Origin of the sequence: Actinocorallia populi, from assembly GCF_002995495.1 — a bacterium.
Classification (GTDB): Bacteria; Actinomycetota; Actinomycetes; order Streptosporangiales; family Streptosporangiaceae; genus Actinocorallia; species Actinocorallia populi.
The window spans coordinates 15,310-33,800 of record NZ_PVZV01000014.1; the positions used below are offsets into that span (position 1 = coordinate 15,310).

Sequence of the window (18,491 nt, forward strand, 5' to 3'; positions counted from 1 at the left end):
CGGCACGGTCCATACCGGGTGCCCGCGCGGGGGCGGCCGTGCGATGATGCGGTGTCCGCGGAGCCGCTCCGTCACCGGAGCGAGGGACGACGACCCTCCGTGCACGGCCTTTCACGGGCTGATGCCGGTACCCCCTGAAATTCATCGTGGTCTTCCCCCACGTGATAAACCAAAGAGCGCCAACCGCTGGATGTTGGCCGTCGGAAAGAAAAAGGCGGAGGTGGCTGGTGCCGAAGAGGCACGCGCTCGACGGGGCGACGGCGGCGATGAACGCCGCCGCACAGGTGCTCGCCGTCCGGGGCAAGGCCGAACCCCAGGAGTTCGACAACGCCGACGTCCAGTGGGCGATGCGGGCCCGCGAGGGCGTGTGGACGCCCACCCGGGACAAGCAGCGCATCCACGTGTCCCTGGACTGCGCGGCGGGCGACCGCGCGGCGACCGTGCTGCGGCCGAGCCTGCGGGTCTTCGCCGGCGTCGACGTCGACACCGACATCGTGGCCCAGACCCTCTCCGACGGCATCCGCCTGGTGACGGTCGTGCACGGCCCCGAGGCCCCCACGTCGTTCCGCTTCTCCGTCTCGCTCCCCGAGGGCCTGGCGCTGGAGGCGATGCCGTCCGGCGGCTTCGACGTCGTCAACCTCCGCTACGGCGCCACGGTGGGCCGCTTCTACAGCCCGTGGGCCTGCGACTCGCTCTTCCGCTCCATCAAGGCGCGCTACGAGCTGGAAGGCAACACGATCGTGATGCGCATCCCGCACGAGGGCGCCGCCTACCCGGTGGTCGCGGATCCGCATTACTCCATATGAGCGAGGCGTTAGGCTCTCCGCATGATTTTCGCCCATGACACCGAGCACGCCCTCGGCATCATGGTGGATCTGGTCAACAGCGCCGAGGGCGGCGGGGAGCGGCTGCCGGACCTGGAATCGCTGCGCTCCTTCGTGGCGGCCTCGCGGATGAGCGGGGTGCCGCCCGTGCTGGAGGAGGACCTGGCGCAGGTGCGGCGGTTGCGCGCCAGGTTCCGGGAGGTCTTCCTCGCGCCGGACCCGGCGGCCGCCGTCCCGCTGGTCAACGCGCTGCTCGGCGCGGTCCGCGTCACCCCCCACCTGACGGACCACGACGGCTACCAGTGGCACGTGCACTTCTTCGAGCCCGGCAGCCGGGTGAGCGAGCACCTGGCCGTCGAGTGCGGCATGGCGCTGGCGTACGTGCTGGCCGCCGGGGAGCTGGACAGGCTGCGCGCGTGCGCGGCCGACGACTGCGACCGCGTCCTGGTCGACCTGTCCCGCAACCGCTGCCGCCGCTTCTGCGACAGCAGGACGTGCGGCAACCGCGCGCACGTCGCCGCCTACCGCGCCCGCCGCCGCACCGGTTGAACCCGCGGCCCCCGCGCCGTTCGGTATTCCGAAGACCGTAAGTAAGGTGAAGGCGCCGAAAGGAGTGAAGGTGCGCTTGCTCGACGGGTACGGACGCCAGGCCACGGACCTCCGTGTGTCGCTCACCGACCGCTGCAACCTGCGCTGCTCCTACTGCATGCCGCCCGAGGGGCTCGACTGGCTGCCCAAGCCGGAACTGCTCACCGACGAGGAGGTCCTGCGGCTGGTGCGGATCGGGGTGGAGCGCCTGGGCGTCACCGAGGTCCGCTACACAGGGGGCGAGCCGCTGCTGCGCCGCGGGCTGACCGGTCTGGTCGCGGCCACCGCGGCCCTGGACCCGCGGCCCGAGATCTCGCTGACCACCAACGGGATCGGGCTGGCCCGGCTGGCCGGGCCGCTGCGCGAGGCCGGGCTCGACCGGGTCAACGTCTCCCTGGACACCCTGGACCCGGAGGTGTTCCGCAGGCTGGCCTTCCGCGACCGGCTGCCCGACGTGCTGGCCGGCCTGGCCGCCGCCGAGGCGGCGGGCCTGGCGCCGGTGAAGGTCAACGCGGTGCTCATGCGCGGGGTCAACGAGGCCGAGGCGGCCCCGCTGCTGCGGTTCTGCCTGGAGCACGGCTACCGGCTGCGCTTCATCGAGCAGATGCCGCTGGACGCCCAGCACGGCTGGCAGCGGGAGAACATGATCACCGCGGACGAGATCCAGGAGCGGCTGGCGGAGGAGTTCACGCTGGAGCCGCTGCCGTCGGCCGAGCGGGGCAGCGCGCCCGCCGAGCTCTTCGCGGTGGAGGGCTCGACCGTCGGCATCATCGCCTCGGTCACCCGGCCGTTCTGCGGCGCCTGCGACCGGGTGCGGCTGACCGCCGACGGGCAGATCCGCAACTGCCTGTTCGCCCGCGAGGAGTCCAACCTGCGCGACGCGATGCGCGCCGGGGCCGGGGACGACGAGCTGGCCGACCGCTGGGCGGCGGCGGTCCGCGCCAAGCGGGCCGGGCACGGCATCGACGACCCGTCCTTCCTGCAGCCCGACCGGCCCATGTCCGCCATCGGGGGATGAGGGCGCGGTGGAGCCCTACGACGCGGTGATCCTGGCGGGCGGGGCGGCCCGGCGGTTCGGCGGCGACAAGCCCGGCGCGCCGGTCGGCGGCGTGCCGATGGTCGTCCGGGTGGCCTCGGCGGCGGCGGGCGCCGCGCGCACCGTCGTGGTGGGACCCGAGCGGCCGGGGCTGGAGGCGGTGTTCGTCCGGGAGGATCCGCCGGGGGGCGGCCCGGTGCCCGCGCTGCGGGCCGGTCTGGCGCTGGTCCGGTCGCCGCGGCTCGTCCTGCTCGCCGCCGACCTCCCCCTCCTCACCCCGGGGATCGTCGCGGCGCTCCTGGCGCACCCGAACGCCGTACTGATCGACGGCGGGGGTCATGACCAGTGGCTCACCGGAGCGTGGCGCACGGACGCGCTCAGGGCCGCGCTGGAGGGTTACGGGGGGCGGTCGCTGCGGGGGGTGCTGGGGCCGCTGGACCCGGTCCGGGTGCCGGCGGGCGATGATTGGACCGACTGCGACACCCCTGAGGATCTGGCGCGCGCCGAGGAGATGCTGAAGTGAACGAGTGGATCGAGACCGCCTGTGCCGAGCTGGGCCTTGAGCCGGGGTCGGTGGACCGCGACCTGGTGCTCGACCTGGCCCGCGACGTCGCGCACGGGGTGGCGCGCCCGGCCGCGCCGCTGACCGCCTACCTGCTGGGCGTGGCGGTCGGGCGCGGCGGGGACGCCGAGGCGCTGGCGGACAGGCTCGGCGCGCTGGCGCGGAAGGCGGAGCAGCCGGGCCGGTGAGGGTCAGCCGTCGGTGGGGGAGAGCTCTGCCACCGGGACGGCGTCCTTGAAGAAGCCGCGGCGGTCGAGGAAGGACGACAGGCCGTCGCGGTGCTCGTCGCACGCCAGCCACACCTTGCGCCGCTCCGGCGTGTGGATCTTGGGGTTGTTCCAGCGCAGGCCCCAGACGGCGGCGGCGCGGCAGTCCTTGGCGGAGCAGATGAGATCGGGATCTTTCACCGTTTTGGTCTTTCTTTAGCGGCTGTGGATGTCGTTTCCGCGGGAAGAGCGGCAACGTGTGTCTTGTGCCCATTTCGGGCGTCCCAAGCGATTCGGGAGGATCTCATGGGAGACACCAGGAAGAAGCCGGCCAAGACCACCGGCAAGGCCAAGAAGGCGGCGCTCAAGGCCACACGCGCCGCCAAGCAGGAGAAACGGTCCTCCAAGGACAGGCCCGTGGAGGTCCGGCCCGAAGAATAGGGCACGGACCACGGGGGGCGCGGGCGTCCGGCGCCCGTGCCCCCCGCCGCGCGCGCCGGTCCCACGTCGTGCGTATCACGCGCCGCCTCCCGTCTCCTTCGGCGGGGCAGGCGGGGAACGCGTTATTCGTCACGTTCTGCTCGCCCGCCGTTCACTCTAGACTGGCGCTCCGTGAGTGATCTGTCGGCCCTGTCCTCTGTCCCGCCCGCCGGAGTGAGCGGACTGCACCGCGACGCGGTGCTCAAGTTCTTCTACGGTCCGATGGACTGCGGCAAGTCCACCCTCGCGCTGCAGATCAACTACAACCACCGCAGACAGGGCCGCCACGGCCTGGTCATGACCAAGCACGACCGCTCCGGCGGCCCGCGCGTCACCAGCCGCATCGGGCTGGGCGACGAGGCCGTCGAGGTGCACGACGCGTTCGACTTCGGCTCCCTGGTGCGCCGGACCGCGCCCCGGCTGGACTACCTCATCTGCGACGAGGTGCAGTTCTACTCGGTGGAGCAGATAGAGCAGCTCGCCGACCTCGTCGACGACTGCGACGTCGACGTCTACGCCTTCGGGCTGGCCTCGGACTTCCGCTCCGAGCTCTTCCCCGCCACGCGCCGCCTCTTCGAGCTGGCGGACGAGGTGTGCCGGCTGCAGGTGGAGGTGCTGTGCTGGTGCGGCCGCCCCGGCCAGCTCAACGCCCGCACCGTCGGCGGCGAGCTGGTGCGCGCCGGCGAGCAGGTCGTCATCGCCGACACCGGCCAGGCGCCCGTCCGCTACCAGGTCCTGTGCCGCCGCCACTACCGCGCCGGCGACCTGGGCAAGAACGCCCCCGCCCTGTAGGGCTCAACGGCCGCCGGCGCCCTTCAGGAAGGCCAGGAGCCGCTCGAGCGGCCAGGTGTTGACGACGTCCTCGCGGGTGAGGCCGGCGCGCTGGGCGATGCCGACGCCGAAACGGGTGTGCGCGAGGTGGGGCACGGCGTGGGCGTCGCTGTCGATGGAGAACCGCACGCCGTGGTGGCGGGCGAGCCGCACCAGGTCGGACGGCAGGTCGGCGCGGTCGGGATAGGAGTCGATCTCCAGGACGGTGCCGGTGCGGGCGGCGGCCCGCGAGACCGCGGACCAGTCGGCGTCCACCATGGGGCGCCTGCCTATCTTGCGGGTGGTGGGGTGGCCGATGATCTGCACGCCCGGGTTCTCGCAGGCGGCGATGAGCCGGCGGGTCATCTCCGCGCGGGACTGGGTGAAGTGCGAGTGCACGCTGGCGATCCGGACGTCGAAGCCCTCCAGGACATCCAGGGGCCAGTCGACCGAACCGTCGGGGCCGATGTTGAGCTCGGTGCCGTGCAGCAGCCTCAGGCCGGGATACCGCTCCTGCAGGCGCGCCAGGTGCTCCCGCTGGGCCAGCGCCTTGTCCAGGGTCATGCGCTGCATCGCGAGGTCGGGCGCGTGGTCGGTGACGGCGTAGTAGGCCAGGCCGCGGGCCGCCGCGGCGGCGACCATGTCCTCCAGGGAGGCGATCCCGTCGGTGAGGTCGGTGTGGGTGTGCAGGTCGCCGCGGAGGTCGGCCTGCTCCACCAGGACGGGGAGCTCGTGGCGCAGGGCGGCCTCGACCTCGCCGAGGTCCTCGCGCAGCGGCGGCGGCACCCACTGCATGCCCAGCGCGGCGTAGACGTCCTCCTCGGTGCGTGAGGCCAGCGTCCGGTCCCCGTCGGACAGGCCGTGCTCGGAGAGCCTCCAGCCCTTCCTGGCGGCCAGCTCGCGCAGCCGGACGTTGTGGTCGGAGCCGCCGGTGAAGTACAGCAGGGCCGAGCCCCAGGAGTCGGCCGCAACCCGGCGCAGGTCCACCTGCAGGCCCTGCTCGGTGCGCACCGAGGTCTTGCCCTCGCCCGCGGCCAGCACCTCGGCCACGTACGGCTGGGCGGTGAAGACGCTCATCAGCTCGGCGGGACCCGCCACGAGGACGTCGATGTCGCCGACGGTCTCGCACATGCGGCGCAGCGACCCGGCGACGGCGATGCGCTCGGCGCCCGGCAGGGACTCGACGACCTGCTCGGCCAGCGCGCTCGCGACACCGAGGTGCACCCGTTCGCCTGCCTGCCGCTGCCGCTCGATCCCGCGCCGCAGGTTCTCGACGGTCTTGGGCCCCATGCCGCGCACCCCGCGCAGCCGCCCCTCGTCGATCGCCCGCGCGAGCGCCTCGACCGAGTCGACGCCCAGCTCCCGGTAGAGGAACAGCGCCGTCTTGGGACCCAGCGAGGGCACGGCCATCAGCCGCCGCACCCCGGCCGGGATCTTGGCCCGCAGCTCGTCGAGCTGCCGGAACCCGCCCCGGCCGAGGAACTCCTCGATCTTCGCCGCGATCGCCGAGCCCACGTCCGGGACGTCCCGGACGTGGCCGGGGCGCAGATCCTCGGGATACCCCGCGATCGCCTTGGCCGCGCGCTGGTAGCTGCGCACCCGGAAGGGGTCGCCGCCCTCCAGCGCGAAGAGGTCGGCGTACTCGCGCAGCGCCTCGGCGGCAGCCTCGTTGACCCGTGCCATGCACCCAGCCTACGAGCCGCCTCCGACACTCTCCCGGATCGAGTACCCGTTCGCGGACGGGGACGCGGGGGACGCCTTGCCGCACAGGGCCACCTCGAAGGCGGCGTCGAGGCGGCGGTAGGTGGTCTCGCTGAGGACGCGGTCGGTGTTGATGGCGATGACCGCCTGGCGGCGCCCGTCGGCGGTGGTGTACGCCAGGCTGTGGTAGCCGGGGAAGGCGCCGCCGTGGCCCCAGGCGGTGCCGCAGGGCGTGTCGGCGCGGGCGACGCCCAGGGCGTAGCCGTCGGACGCGGCGGCGATGGTCTTCAGGGCGCGCTGCTGGGCGGGGCGGAGGAGCCGGCCGGAGAACAGGGCGCGCTGGAAGCGGGCGAGGTCCCTGGCGGTGGAGATCATCCCGCCGGAGGTCCAGGCGATGGAGGGGCTGAGCTCGGTGACGTCCACCGTGCCCTCGCCGGGGACGTTGGTGAGGTGGCCGCGGGTGTGCGGGCCGCGGATGCGGGCGTCGCGCACGGGCAGGCTCGTGCCGCGCAGGGAGAGCGGCCTGATCAGCCTCCGGTGGATCTCGGCGGACGCGCTGCGGCCGGTGATCTTCTCGATGAGGAGGCCGAGCACGACGTAGTTGGTGTTGGAGTAGGCGAAGCCGGTGCCCGGCGGGAACAGCAGGGGCTCGGACTCGACGAGGGAGAGGAGCCGGCGCGGCGGCGAGTAGTACGCGGGGTCCTTGTCGTACGGCTCCAGGAGGCGGGGGTCCCGGCTGAAGTCGGGCAGCCCGCTGGTGTGGTCCAGCAGGTGCCGCACGGTGATCTTCCGGCCCCTGACGATCTCGCCGGGCAGCCGGCGCCCGACGTCGTCCTTCAGGCGCAGCCGGCCCTCGCCGACCAGTTGCAGGATGACGGTGGCGACGAACGTCTTGGTGCCGCTGCCGATCCGGAACCGGTCGTCCGGCCGGATCTTCGCCCGGGTCTTCAGATTCCGGACACCTCGTGCCTGGAGTCCGGTGTCGCCGTTCTTCCGGGTGAGCGCGACGGCTCCGGGCACGCCGGAGGCGATGATCCCGTCCAGGGCCGCCTGCAGCCGGGCGGGCCGGGCGGGGGCGTTCGCGTGGGCGGTGGACGGCACGGTCGCGGCGAGCGCCACGGCCAGCGCGGTCAGGGTGCGGGGCGGACGCATCGGACACCTCCGGGGGGTCAGGGGATGAAGAGGTCCTCGATCTTGGTCTCGAAGACCTCGGCGATCTTGAAGGCGAGCGGCAGGCTCGGGTCGTGGCGGCCGGTCTCGATGGCGTTGACGGTCTGGCGGGAGACCTGCAGCCGGTCGGCGAGATCCGCCTGGCTCCACCTGCGGGCCGCGCGCATCTGTCTCAGCCGGTTGTTCACCGGGCCCTGCCCCGCAGCTCCAGCGCCGCCGCCCAGACCAGGACCGACGCGGCGAGGGAGATCTGCACCGACCGGCGCAGGTCCCCGACGGAGGAGGCGTCCAGCAGCCCGGCCACGAAGACCCCGAACAGCAGGCATCCGAACCCGAGCGCCATCGCCTCGAGCTGGAGCACCCGCTGGTACTCGTCGGCCCGGCGCAGCCCGCGCCACACGGCCCAGCCCAGCAGCAGGGCCGGTATCGCGTTCGCCAGCGACCACGCCACCCGTGCGGACCCGTCGGAGCCGAAGAGCCCCGCCTCCTGCACGACGGCCAGCGCCGCCATCACGGCCACGCCCGGCAGCCAGTCCCGCCACGCCTGGCGCGCCTGCGCCCGCTCGACCGTGCCCTTCCGCTTCTCGTTCATGCCCGGAATGTAAAGCATGCTTGTCTAAATGTAAAGCAAGCTTTCCATCCCGGACGCCGGTGGTACCGGGTCGGGGCACCTCGCGGGAGGAGGGTGGATCGTCCTGCGGAAGGAGGAAAAGGGGAGGTGGGCGGGCTGATCATTGGGGCATGACGGATTTCGCGGGACTCGTTCGGGGAACGGCCGGGGAGCTGGCCCGACGGCGGGCCGGGGTGGCGGTGGCGGCGATCGCCGGGGGAGAGGCGGAGACGGCGGCCGCCGGACGGGCCGCCCCGGAGGCCGTGTTCGAGATCGGGTCGCTGACGAAGGTGTTCACGGCACTGGCGCTGGCGCGGATGGTCGTGGCGGGGAAGGCCGGGCTGGACGAACCGGTCGCCGAACTCCTCGACGCGCCGGTGCCCGAACGGGACGGCGAGCACATCACCCTGCGGCATCTGGCCACCCACACCTCGGGTCTGCCGCGGCTGCCGAAGGGCATGCTCCTCACGTCCCTGCTCGACCCGCGCAAGCCCGACCCGTACGCAGGCTGCAGCGCGGAGTTCCTGCTCGAGGGCCTGACCCGCACGAGACTCGGTGCCGTACCGGGCACGCGCTTCCGCTACTCCAACCTCGGCGCGGGACTGCTCGGCCTGGCCTTGGCGCGCCGCGCCGGAACCTCCTACGGCGAACTCGTCGCCGAGCAGGTCTGCAGGCCCCTCGGCCTGGCGAACACCGCCCTGGACACCCCGGGCCTCGTGCAGGGCCACGACCGCCGCCGACGCCCCGTCGCCCCCTGGAACCTCGCCGACCTGGCCGGAGCGGGCGGCCTGCGCTCGACCGCCGCCGACCTCCTCGTCTTCGCCCGGGCCCAGCTCGACCCGGATTCCACCGCCCTCGCCGAAGCCGTCCGCCTCACCCGAACAGAGGGCCACCGGGTCCACCGCTTCATGACCGTCCGCCTCGGCTGGATGGAGCTCCGCAAGGACGGCTCCACCCAGCTCTGGCACAACGGCGCCACCGGCGGCTTCACCTCCTTCCTCGCCCTGCGCCCCGCCGACGGCACCGCGGTGGCCGCGCTCTCCGACACGGCACGCTCCGTGGACCGTCCCGCCACCGACCTCCTGCGTGCCCTGCCGGCCTCCTGACACCGCGGCGACGGTCCCGTCCCGCGCCTCGGCAGGGGGTTCTGGGGGATCATGTCGTCCGCCGGACGCGGCGCCGCCCGGACGGCGGTCGCCGGGGCGGCGGTCGAGCACGAGGAAGAACCGGTGGGAGGGCGTTGTGCGCAGGGTGGTGTTGGGGTCGGCGTCGGAGTCGCGGCTCGCGGTTCTGCGGGCGGCCGGGGTGGAGCCCGAGGTGGTCGTCAGCGGAGTGGACGAGGACGCGGTGGAGGCCGGGTCGGTGCGGGAGCTGGTGGAGGCGCTGGCGGTCGGCAAGGCACGGGCGGTCGCGGAGCGCGTGGCGGGGGAGGCCCTCGTCATCGGGTGCGACTCGCTGCTGGAGTTCGAGGGGCGCGGGCTGGGCAAACCCGAGAGCGCGGAGCAGGCCGTGGAGTGGTGGGAGAGGCGGCGGGGAAGGAGCGGGACCCTCCACACGGGGCACTGCGTCATCGACACCGGGAGCGGACGCCAGGTGAGCGCGGTGGGGGAGACCTCGGTGCGGTTCGGGAACCCGACCGATGCGGAGGTCCGGGCTTATGCCGCTTCGGGGGAACCGCTCTGGGCCGCGGGGGGCTTCACCATCGACGGGAAGGGCGGCTGGTTCATGGACGGCATCGAAGGGGACGCGGGAAACGTGCTCGGGCTCTCGCTTCCGGTGCTGCGGAAACTGCTGGGGGAGCTCGGGATCTCTCCCAATGAGCTGTGGGCGCGGTGAACGCCGGGGCGGGTGATGCGCGGCGTTCCTTCGGAGGCGGGCTGTGGAGCATGAGGTCCGGGCCCGCCCGTGCCCGGAAAGGTCCGACGGCGGCGCGGGAGAGAGGACGCGCCGCCGTCGAAGCGGGAAGGCCGCCGGACGAGGTCCTTGCCGCAGGCCCCTACGGCGATCGAGGGTTCAGTGGTCGCGCAGGAGGCTTCCGGCGCCCTCGACGCGGTCGGTGATGCCGTTCTCGCGCAGCGCCATCCACCAGGTGGCGGCGTTGATGGCGATGGTGGGCAGGCCCAGCCAGCGCTCGGCCTCGTCGGCCAGGCCGACCATGGACAGGTTGGTGCCGCACTGGATCAGCGCGTCCACCTCGCCCTCGGCGAGCTCGCGCAGCGCGCCGCGCAGCTCGTCCTCGGTGACGTGCGCGATGGAGACCGCGGTCGGGCACTTCAGGCCGATGATCTTGTCGACCTCGAAGCCCAGCTCGTTGAAGAACGTGCGCACGTTCGCGTCGCCGACCGGCTGGTAGGGGGTGACGACGCCGATGCGGCGCGCCCCGTACAGCTTCAGGGCCCGCTCGCACGCCTCGGCGCCGGTCGCCACCTGCAGGCCGGTCAGGTCGTGGATCTGCTTGACGAACGCCCGGTTGCCCTCGACGCCGCCCCAGAACGTCTCGGCGGACATGCCCATGACCATGTAGTCGGGTTCGCAGGTCATGACCCGCTCGCAGGCCGCGCCGATCTCGTCGCGGATCTGCTCCAGCAGGCGCTCCATGCCCGCGTCGCCGGCCATGTTCTGGTCGCGGATGTGGATGCGGGAGAAGTGCGAGGTCACGCCGGGCACCGTCATGCGGTAGAAGTCGGGCTCGACGATGGTGTTGGTGGAGGGGGCGATCACGCCGAACTTGCGGCGCCAGCCCAGCGCGTCGGTCATGAGGGGATCTCCTGTCGTCTCTGTCGGTCCCGGAGGGTGGCGAGCCGCCAGGCGGCGAGGAGGAACATCCCCTGGCTGACGGTGTTGATGGACTGCTCGACCCACTGGCGGGCGATGGTCTGCTCGCCCGAGCTGAGCGGGCCGAGCGCGTACTGGCCGATGATCCAGACGATGAACAGCTTGTGCCTGCGGCTCAGGACGACCGCGGCGGCGGTGCTGGCCGCGATGGTGAGGATGAGCATCGGCAGGGTGTCGCCGATCGCGAAGGCGGTGCCCAGGCAGGCCATCCACAATCCGGCGATGGCGGGCACGGGCACGCGGGGCTCGATGGCCTTGAGGAGCACGAGGAAGCCCGCGGCCAGGAAGGGGAAGAGCGCCAGCGGCACCATCCACAGGTCGACGTGGGTGGTGGCGATGATGGTCTTCCAGCCGGCCTTGGCGACCCCGCCGATGCCCAGCAGCAGCGCCGCGATCCGGGCCAGCCGGGTGTCGACGCCGTCGACCCTGGCCAGGAGGAGCGCCCCGGCGGTGGTGAAGGCCACCGGGACGAAGTCCTCCAGGGCCAGGACGAGGGGGTACTCTTCGGGGCTCACGAGAACAGGTCCCGCTTGCTGAAGCCCGCCGTGGCGAACCGGAACGCGATCTTCGGCCCGGTCAGCCAGGCGACGCGCCCGCCGTTCTTGACGCCCTTGAGGATGCCCTCGGCCAGGAACGGGGTGACCGTCTCGACCTTGTCGGCGAGGATGTTGAAGATCTTCTTGGCCTTCTCCAGCTCCTCGGGCGTGTACTCCTGGACCAGCAGGTCGGTGACGACCATGCCGGGGGAGAGGTGCGCGGCCCTGACCGGGGTGCCCTTCAGCTCCTTGGCCAGCCCGTCCGTCACGTAGGTGACGCCCCGCTTGGTGGCGCCGTAGGCGACGAGTCCCGGCATGGTGCGCCCGTCGCTGCCGAAGCCCTCCATGTTCCAGACCGTGCCGGAGCCCTGCTCGAGCATGTGCCGGGCCGCGACGGCGCTGCCGTTGAGCACGCCGAGCAGGTTGGCCGCGACGACCGTCTCGATCTGCTCGGCGGGCAGCTCGGTGAGCGGCTTGCGCGCGGTGGAGACACCGGCGTTGTTGACCCAGTGGGCGACCGTGCCGAGCGAGGCGGCCTTCTCCCACAGCGCCTCGACCTGGGCGCGGTCGGTCATGTCGCAGACGACGCCGGTCGCGCCGAGCTCGGCGGCGGCCTCGTCGACACCGCTCCGCCCGCAGATGACGACCCGCGCGCCGCGCGCGCCGAGCTCCTTGGCGAGCCCGCGGCCGATGCCGCGGGTCCCGCCGGTCACCACGATCACCGCCATGTGAGCACCCCGTGGACGACGCCCGACAACGTGTTGCCGTCGAACACCTCGTAGGTGACGGCGAGGGTCTCGCCCGCGTTCATGCCCGGCGTCGCGTCGATCATGAACTCACGCCCCTTGATCTTGGTGACGGCGGCGCCGGTCGAGAAGTGCACGCTCGTGAAGTTCGCCCGGCCGAACGCCTGCGCGTTGCCCCAGGCTTCCGGGCCCTCGTAGAACATCCGTGTCCCGTCGCGCCGCTGCTCGACGGTGGAGGACCGCTCGAGCGCGCCGGACCAGGTGACGTGCGCGCGGGTGCGCAGCAGGTCGATCGGCTCCAGCTCCAGCGTGACGGTGACCTCGCCGACCAGCTTCTGGTCGGCGCCCCACAGCTCGCAGACGCCCTCGTACCCGCCGGCCTTCTTCGTCGGCAGGATGAACGGCACCGGCCCGTTGCGGGTCTCGGCCTCCAGGAAGTCCAGCGGCGGCTCCTCCCGGCGCTTGTAGACGCCGTTGAAGCAGCCGACGACCGTCCAGCCCTGGTAGAGGACCGAGGAGTACACCTGGGTCTCGCCGTCGGGCAGGTTGTGGTTCCAGGTGTTGAGGTCGACCTGCCAGCCCGGCCCGTAGTAGTGGGCGTCGACGAACGCGCCGTACGGCTGGCCCGTCCCGTAGAAGTCCGGGCCGGTGTAGACGCGGTCGCTGTCGGAGTCGACGACCCCGAACGCGAACGGGGCGCCGAGCCGGAACCGCCCGGCCAGCTCGCCGCCGCCCTCCAGGCCGCCGTCCATGTAGTACGTGGTCCTGCCGTCCTCGAACACCGACGAGCGCCGGATGTCCTCGTAACCGCACCAGACGCCCCTGGCGTCGAACAGGGAGGGGCGGCCGTGCCACTCGCCGGCGATGCGGCTCTGCCATTCGCTGGGCTCGCTCATGCCTGGACCTCGTTCGAGATCAGCTCGGCGCGCAGCCTGTCGGAGGTCTCCCGGCCGACGAGGCGGGTGACCCGCTCCCAGACCGGGTCGACCTCGGGGCTGAACAGGTTCTCCCGGTTGGCGCGGTCGCGGGCGGCCAGGTCGGTGTCGGCCAGGGTCGCCAGGACCTCCTGCGGCAGGCCGGACTCCAGCAGCGCCGACCAGTGCGCGAAGTAGTCGTCCACGAACGTGTCGAACGCCTTGAACTGCTCCTCGTCGGCGCGGTTCACCAGCATCCAGGGCGACATCATCGCGTACTGGCGCGGGCCGATCGCGGCGCGCAGCGAGCCGAAGACCTCCTTGGAGCGCTCGAAGACCGGGCTGAGCGGCTCGAAGACGGTGTTCACGTAGGCCAGGTGGGAGGCCAGCTCGGCGCGCGGGACGAGGTCGAGGTGGAAGGCGAGGTTGCCGCCGGCCTCGACGGAGTCCAGGGTGAAGTGCGGAATCGCCGAGCCGTCCGGGGAGAACGCGAAGATCATGTGGCTGTCCATGCCGATCTGCGGCACGACCAGGCTGATCGTCACGACCTTGGCGATCCGGCTGCCGGTGCGCACCTCGAGCCGGCCGACGGGGTCGGGGCCCATCGTGCTGAACAGGTCCTCGCCGTGGACGAGCTTGAGCTCCTCCACGCCCTCGAGCTTGGCGAGGGTACGGTCGAACAGGCCCTTGGGCAGTGAGGTCATGACTGCTCTTCCTTGTCTGCTGCGGGGGTCTCGGCGGTCTCGGCGGCCTTGGCGGCGGCGCGCTCGGCCTCGCCCTTGAGGATGGAGTCGTCGACCCGGGGGTGCTCGCCCCGGGCCTTGTGCACCCAGGCGCGGGCCAGCTCGGGGTTGTTCCTGCGGGCGGGCGAGGGGATGACGGTGGCCTCGCGGCGCGGGACGTCGCCCATGATGCGGTCCTCGTCGCCGAGCATCCAGCCCTTGTCGGCCAGCTCCTGGCGGCGGCGGCGGTAGTGCACCGCGATGAGGTCGGACTTGACGTGCAGTTCGGCGGCGAGGTCGGCGGGCAGCAGCTCGGGCCGGGTGCCGTCCACGACGGGGACGTCCTGGTCGAAGATGCCGTAGATGCGTTTGAGGGCGTTCTTGTCGGCCCAGTCACCGGTGAAGAAGTCGCGCAGCGCCACGAACTTCACCAGCGTGGTGGTCTCGTCGATCGGCACGTTGCTGTCGTAGATGATGATGTTGCCCATGGGCAGCCGCACGTGCAGCTTGATCATGTTCGGCAGCATCCAGCCCGCGCTGGTCTCGACCGGCGGGCGGTCCTTCAGGTCCCGGCTCTTGCCCGACAGCCGTCCCCACAGGCCCTTGGCCTGCGGCGGGTAGAGCTTGACGGTCGCGAACGCCGACCACTCGTCGGGCGTCTCGACCTCGTACTCCTCCACCTCGGGCCGCTCGGGGTTGCCGAACCGGCCGCCGTGGACGAACGGGGTGTGCGCGATGTCGCAGCCGTTCTCCAGGATGCGCTCGTAGTTGGAGTTCCAGAGGTACTCGCCGTAGACCGGCTTCCAGCGGCCGCCGTTCTTCTTCAGGTCGTCGAACTCGGGCCAGTGGGGGATCGGGGGACGGTCCTCCTCGGCCAGGTCGCCCATGAAGACCCACACGAAGCCGTACTTCTCGGTGGTCGGGTAGGAGTCGACGCGTGCCTTCTTCGGCATGCCCCGGCCTTCCAGGTTGGCCGGGATCTTCACGCAGGTGCCGTCGGGCACGAACTCCCAGCCGTGGTAGGGGCAGACCATCTTGTCGTCCTTGACCCAGCCGCCGGACAACGCCGCGCCGCGGTGCGGGCACAGGTCCGACATGCAGACGACGGCGCCGTCGCGTTTCCGGTACAGGACGAAGTCCTGCCCCAGGCACGTGATCTTCTTGGGTTTGCCGGTGACCTGGTCGGACGTCTCGACCGCGTACCAGAAGTTCTTCAGCATCAGTGCTCCCGCAGTGACACGGAGGGAGGCGGGTTCTTCCGCACGTTCTCCAGGGGATCGGGGTCGCCGTTCAGCCGCGCGCTCAGGAAGGCCAGCAGCACTTCCAGGTAGGCGGCGCGGCTCTCGGCGGGGTCGCGTTCGGGTTCCAGGTCCAGGAAGGCCCGCGCGGCGGTCGGGTCCACGGGGTCCGCGACCGCGAAGTGGTTGGCGCCGTCGAGGACGGCGAACAGGTGGCCCTCACCGGGCAGCGCCTCGTCGAAGGTCCTGCTGACGGGATCGGTGAAGCCGTCCTGGCCGTACCGGTCGCTGCTGCCCAGGATGACCCCGTCGCGGGTGCCGACGGCCAGGAACACCGGGCAGTCGACCTGGGCGGGCAGCACGGTGCCGGCGGGCCAGCCGAGCATGGTGGCGACCATGGTGTGGGTGCCGAACCCGAAGGCGGCCCGCACGCCGGGGAAGAAGCGCGCGGACTGCAGCACGACGGTCCCGCCCGCGGAGTGGCCGCCGAGGGCGACGCGGTCGAGGTCCAGCGCGTCCTTCAGCAGGTCGATCCCGCGCAGCGCGTCGAGGATCGCCGGGACGGTGGGGCAGGTCGGCCGGGTACCGTACGCGCCGGGCTTGGCCGCCTCCAGGTCGACCCCGGGGGTCAGCCCGTACTGGCCGCCGAACAGTTCGGCCACCCGGTCGAAGGTCACCACGACGTATCCGGCTTCGGCGATCGCGACGGCCAGGGTCCGGTAGGAGTCCTGGGCGACGTTGACGCCGGAGAAGAAGAGCACGACGGGGTGCTTTCCGGGTGCCGGAGGGAAGACGCCGGTGAGGCGCTCGGCGTCGGTGCCCTCGGCGAGGGCGGGGTAGTAGACCTTGAGGTGGGCGGTGTCGAACGGCGGTTCGCCGTGCGTGCGGGCCGACCACCACAGGGAGCGGATCAAAGGAGGGTTCGTCACGGGCGCGGCAGTTCCCGGTCGCCGCCCCACAGGGCGCGGACGAGCTTGCCGGTGAGCTCCTCGCCGAAGAACCGCACGCCCATGGAGTTGGCGGGGTCGCGTTCGGCGATGTTGCGCCGGATGGTCAGGTCGGTGTCGCGCTGCGCCTCGCGCTCGGCCTCCGGCACCGCCTCGGCCTCGTCGACCCAGCCGAGCCAGCGGTCGACGTGGGCGTGCATCCAGTCGTTGACGGCCTGGAAGTTCTCCTCCGACCACTTGAAGGAGTAGCACTGGGCGGTGGGGGAGAGGCTGGTGCGGATGAACGCCGACGGGCTGGTGAACCACTCGAAGTCCGGGTGGTCGGCCTGGAACTTCAGCCAGTCCTCGTTGACGGGCGCGTAGTAGTCGTCGTAGTAGTCGGCGTCGATGACGAGGCTGGTGCGCGGCACCGAGTCGCAGTAGAACCAGCCCTCGGGCCACAGCAGCAGGGCGATGCCCAGGTGGGGGACGCGCACCTGCGGGCCGAGCCAGACGGTCAGGTGCAGGTTGACGAAGCTGGCGGCGGGGTTGCCGAGCCAGGAGTGCACCATCCAGTCGACCTCGGGGCCGCTGTAGGCGGCGACCTTGCCGCCGGGACCGTCCGGGTAGGTGCCGTAGGACTCCAGCTCGAGCGTGGAGGGGTCGCGGGTGGTCTCGAACCGGGCGTCGATCTTCGCCTTCAGTTCCTCGAGCAGGCGCTGGTACTTCCCGAACGCTTCCGTCACGTCGACGACGGGCGAACTGTCGAGCATCTGTTCGACGTTCCGGATGGTCTCAGTCATCGAATCTTCCGTCCTGGTTCGCTGGGGGAAACGCTGTTTCCATTTTTCGATCCGGAGGTCCGGCTGTCAACGGGTACGCCGTCACGGTGCGGTCTCCACCAGCGAGCCCAGGGTCCGCCAGGCCCGCCCGTTGACCAGGTCGGTGTTCTTGGACACGAACCGGTTGACGGCCTGGGCGGGGTGCACGGCGCCCGTGGTGAGCCCGGGGCCCGCCTCGGTGACGAGCGGGTGGCTGATCCGGCCGGTGAAGGGCCCCTCCCAGGCGGTCCAGAGGGTGAAGTCGCCGGTGAGGTCGAGGATGAGGCCGCCCTCGGCCCAGGCCGAGACGATGTTCAGCCGGTTCTCCGCGGCCCGCTCGGGCAGCCCGAGGGAGGTCTCCCAGGACTCGCCCGCGCTGCGCGGCACCGCCACCACGTCGGCGTCGGCGATCGCGGCCAGCCGGAAGGTCTCCACCGACACCGAGTCGTCGCCGACCACCACCGCGAGCCGACCGAAGGGCAGTTCGAGGACGGCCACCCCCTCGCCCGTCCGGACGGCCCAGGGGTGGCGGCCGGTGCGGTGCAGCTGGAGCTGGACGCCGGCCTCGCCCCCGGCCGAGACCACCAGGCCGGCGTGGGCGTCGCCGTCGCGGACGCTGGTGACGGCGTACGCGGCGGTCCCGGACAGCGCCTTGGCCAGCAGTTCGGTGACCTCGGCGCGGTCCGCCGCGCCGAAGGCCAGCTCGGGCAGGACGATCAGCTCGGCGCCGGCCGCGGCGGCCTCGGCCGTCCCGGGCAGCGGGTCGGCGTCGGCCACGACCGCGACCCGGCACGCGTCGGCTCCGGGGGGCGCGGTGCGCTCCACCGGGACGGAGGCGATCGGCCGGTAGAGCTCGGGGCGGCGCGCGGCGAGGATGTCGGTGCCGTCCGGCCGCGTCTTCACGTCGGCCAGGGAGAGGTCGATGTCGGCGACGACCACGGCCTCGCCGGTGCGCGGCCCCTTGGCCACGACGGTGCCGTCCGGGGCGACGATCTGGCTCTCCCCGGCGCCGTGCACCTGCTCCGGCGGCACGCCCAGCCGTTCGGCGATGGCCGGGGTGAGCGCCTCGGGCAGCAGCGGGCCGACCTTGTTGGCGGCGACCACCCACACCTTGTTCTCCGCCGCGCGCACCGGGATGTGCAGGCTCGCCTCGTCGGTGGCGAAGGAGTTCAGGCTGTTGAGCAGCAGCTGGGCCCCGCGCAGGGTGAGGTCCCGGCAGACGTCGGAGGTGACGCCCTCCATGCACGCGTACAGCCCGATCCGGCCGAGCGGGGTGTCGATGACGGGGCCGCGCTCGGTGCCGGGGTCCATGTGGTCGCCCTCGGCGCCCATCAGGGTGAGCTTGTCGGCCTGGCCGAGCAGGCTCCCGTCCGGCCCGTACAGCAGGCTGGTGATCGTGGTGCGGCCGTCCTCGCGGGCCACGGTGACGTTGAGCTTCACGTACGCCCCGTGCCGGGCGGCACGCCCGGCGACGGCGCCGAGGAATCCGCCGTCCAGGGTGCAGGCCAGCCGGTGCGCGGTCTCCCGGTCGGGGTACCAGGACAGGTGGTTGCAGAACTCCGGCAGGACGACCAGCTCGGCACCGGCGGCGGCTGCCTCGTCGATCATCCGCAGGCAGGTGGCGAGGTTGACCGCGAGGTCCTCGCCCGCCGCGAACTGTACCGCTGCGACCCGCATCTTCATGGCCTCCTGGTTACCTCTAGCGAAACGCTGTTTCCAAAACATACAATCAGGGCCGCTGGATGGGAAGAGATTTCACACCTGGA

23 protein-coding genes are annotated in these 18,491 nt (G+C 72.1%); 9 read left to right on the plus strand and 14 right to left on the minus strand.

Annotated elements, in window-relative coordinates:
- Positions 1-227: 227 nt before the first annotated feature.
- The 5 genes from C2865_RS37595 (at position 228) to C2865_RS37615 (ending at position 3,198) form a co-directional block, all read left to right on the plus strand.
- Complete coding sequence (locus C2865_RS37595; protein ID WP_232836038.1) at positions 228-806, plus strand: hypothetical protein; 579 nt, start codon at positions 228-230, stop codon at positions 804-806.
- A 21-nt stretch (positions 807-827) separates the two neighbouring features.
- Entirely contained in the window at positions 828-1,373 is a 546-nt protein-coding gene (locus C2865_RS37600; RefSeq protein WP_106403552.1) for a CGNR zinc finger domain-containing protein, read from the plus strand.
- 70 nt (positions 1,374-1,443) lie between these two features.
- Positions 1,444-2,430: a GTP 3',8-cyclase MoaA gene (gene moaA / locus C2865_RS37605; protein WP_408608351.1), complete on the plus strand. Its 987-nt coding sequence runs from the start codon at positions 1,444-1,446 to the stop codon at positions 2,428-2,430.
- Between the two features lie 7 nt (positions 2,431-2,437).
- Complete coding sequence (mobA, locus tag C2865_RS37610) at positions 2,438-2,971, plus strand: molybdenum cofactor guanylyltransferase (RefSeq protein WP_106403554.1); 534 nt, start codon at positions 2,438-2,440, stop codon at positions 2,969-2,971.
- Positions 2,968-3,198, plus strand: a complete 231-nt coding sequence (locus C2865_RS37615) for a DUF6457 domain-containing protein (RefSeq protein WP_106403555.1) — start codon at positions 2,968-2,970, stop codon at positions 3,196-3,198. The genes mobA and C2865_RS37615 overlap by 4 nt, the downstream gene beginning before the upstream one ends.
- 3 nt (positions 3,199-3,201) lie before the next feature.
- Here the strand turns inward: C2865_RS37615 and C2865_RS37620 are convergent, their stop codons facing one another.
- Positions 3,202-3,417, minus strand: a complete 216-nt coding sequence (locus C2865_RS37620) for a hypothetical protein (RefSeq protein WP_106403556.1) — start codon at positions 3,415-3,417, stop codon at positions 3,202-3,204.
- A 105-nt stretch (positions 3,418-3,522) separates the two neighbouring features.
- Here C2865_RS37620 and C2865_RS41695 point away from each other — a divergent pair, with 105 nt between their 5' ends.
- A complete protein-coding gene (locus tag C2865_RS41695; RefSeq protein WP_269802775.1) occupies positions 3,523-3,657 on the plus strand; it encodes a hypothetical protein in 135 nt (44 codons plus the stop codon).
- 171 nt (positions 3,658-3,828) lie between these two features.
- The gene (locus C2865_RS37625) at positions 3,829-4,488 is read left to right on the plus strand and encodes a thymidine kinase (protein WP_106403557.1); all 660 of its coding nucleotides are present in this window, start codon (positions 3,829-3,831) and stop codon (positions 4,486-4,488) included.
- 3 nt (positions 4,489-4,491) lie between these two features.
- On the opposite strand, the gene C2865_RS37630 is transcribed toward C2865_RS37625, so the two are convergent.
- Genes C2865_RS37630 through C2865_RS39810 form a run of 4 tightly spaced genes read right to left on the minus strand, consistent with a single transcriptional unit; the run spans position 4,492 to position 7,969 of the window.
- Positions 4,492-6,189 (minus strand): helix-hairpin-helix domain-containing protein, encoded by a 1,698-nt coding sequence (locus tag C2865_RS37630; protein WP_106403558.1) that lies wholly within the window; start codon positions 6,187-6,189, stop codon positions 4,492-4,494.
- A 9-nt stretch (positions 6,190-6,198) separates the two neighbouring features.
- Positions 6,199-7,359, minus strand: a complete 1,161-nt coding sequence (locus tag C2865_RS37635; RefSeq protein WP_106403559.1) for a serine hydrolase domain-containing protein — start codon at positions 7,357-7,359, stop codon at positions 6,199-6,201.
- 17 nt (positions 7,360-7,376) lie between these two features.
- Positions 7,377-7,565 carry a helix-turn-helix transcriptional regulator gene (locus C2865_RS37640; protein WP_106403560.1) on the minus strand — a complete coding sequence of 63 codons (189 nt, stop codon included), beginning with the start codon at positions 7,563-7,565 and terminating at the stop codon, positions 7,377-7,379.
- On the minus strand, positions 7,562-7,969 hold the full coding sequence (locus C2865_RS39810) for a hypothetical protein (RefSeq protein WP_157964082.1): 408 nt from the start codon (positions 7,967-7,969) through the stop codon (positions 7,562-7,564). Before C2865_RS39810 ends, C2865_RS37640 begins: the two co-directional genes overlap by 4 nt.
- Positions 7,970-8,118: 149 nt before the next feature.
- Here C2865_RS39810 and C2865_RS39815 point away from each other — a divergent pair, with 149 nt between their 5' ends.
- Positions 8,119-9,093, plus strand: coding sequence for a serine hydrolase domain-containing protein (locus C2865_RS39815; RefSeq protein WP_157964083.1), 975 nt, complete (start codon positions 8,119-8,121; stop codon positions 9,091-9,093).
- 136 nt (positions 9,094-9,229) lie between these two features.
- A complete protein-coding gene (locus tag C2865_RS37650) occupies positions 9,230-9,823 on the plus strand; it encodes a Maf family protein (protein WP_106403561.1) in 594 nt (197 codons plus the stop codon).
- 177 nt (positions 9,824-10,000) lie between these two features.
- Here C2865_RS37650 and C2865_RS37655 read toward each other — a convergent pair whose 3' ends face one another.
- The 9 genes from C2865_RS37655 to C2865_RS37695 form a co-directional block, all read right to left on the minus strand.
- A complete protein-coding gene (locus C2865_RS37655) occupies positions 10,001-10,744 on the minus strand; it encodes a maleate cis-trans isomerase family protein (RefSeq protein WP_106403562.1) in 744 nt (247 codons plus the stop codon).
- Positions 10,741-11,337 (minus strand): hypothetical protein, encoded by a 597-nt coding sequence (locus C2865_RS37660; RefSeq protein ID WP_106403563.1) that lies wholly within the window; start codon positions 11,335-11,337, stop codon positions 10,741-10,743. Before C2865_RS37660 ends, C2865_RS37655 begins: the two co-directional genes overlap by 4 nt.
- Positions 11,334-12,086 (minus strand): SDR family oxidoreductase, encoded by a 753-nt coding sequence (locus C2865_RS37665; protein WP_106403564.1) that lies wholly within the window; start codon positions 12,084-12,086, stop codon positions 11,334-11,336. Before C2865_RS37665 ends, C2865_RS37660 begins: the two co-directional genes overlap by 4 nt.
- Positions 12,077-13,000 (minus strand): hypothetical protein, encoded by a 924-nt coding sequence (locus C2865_RS37670; protein WP_106403565.1) that lies wholly within the window; start codon positions 12,998-13,000, stop codon positions 12,077-12,079. Before C2865_RS37670 ends, C2865_RS37665 begins: the two co-directional genes overlap by 10 nt.
- Positions 12,997-13,722 (minus strand): hypothetical protein, encoded by a 726-nt coding sequence (locus C2865_RS37675; protein ID WP_106403566.1) that lies wholly within the window; start codon positions 13,720-13,722, stop codon positions 12,997-12,999. Before C2865_RS37675 ends, C2865_RS37670 begins: the two co-directional genes overlap by 4 nt.
- Positions 13,719-14,960, minus strand: coding sequence for an aromatic ring-hydroxylating dioxygenase subunit alpha (locus C2865_RS37680; protein WP_106403567.1), 1,242 nt, complete (start codon positions 14,958-14,960; stop codon positions 13,719-13,721). Before C2865_RS37680 ends, C2865_RS37675 begins: the two co-directional genes overlap by 4 nt.
- The gene (locus C2865_RS37685) at positions 14,960-15,907 is read right to left on the minus strand and encodes an alpha/beta hydrolase family protein (protein ID WP_232836039.1); all 948 of its coding nucleotides are present in this window, start codon (positions 15,905-15,907) and stop codon (positions 14,960-14,962) included. The genes C2865_RS37680 and C2865_RS37685 overlap by 1 nt, the downstream gene beginning before the upstream one ends.
- Entirely contained in the window at positions 15,904-16,707 is an 804-nt protein-coding gene (locus C2865_RS37690; protein ID WP_106403568.1) for an oxidoreductase, read from the minus strand. Before C2865_RS37690 ends, C2865_RS37685 begins: the two co-directional genes overlap by 4 nt.
- Positions 16,708-16,788: 81 nt before the next feature.
- Positions 16,789-18,402, minus strand: a complete 1,614-nt coding sequence (locus C2865_RS37695; protein ID WP_106403630.1) for a carbon-nitrogen hydrolase family protein — start codon at positions 18,400-18,402, stop codon at positions 16,789-16,791.
- Positions 18,403-18,491 lie beyond the last annotated feature (89 nt).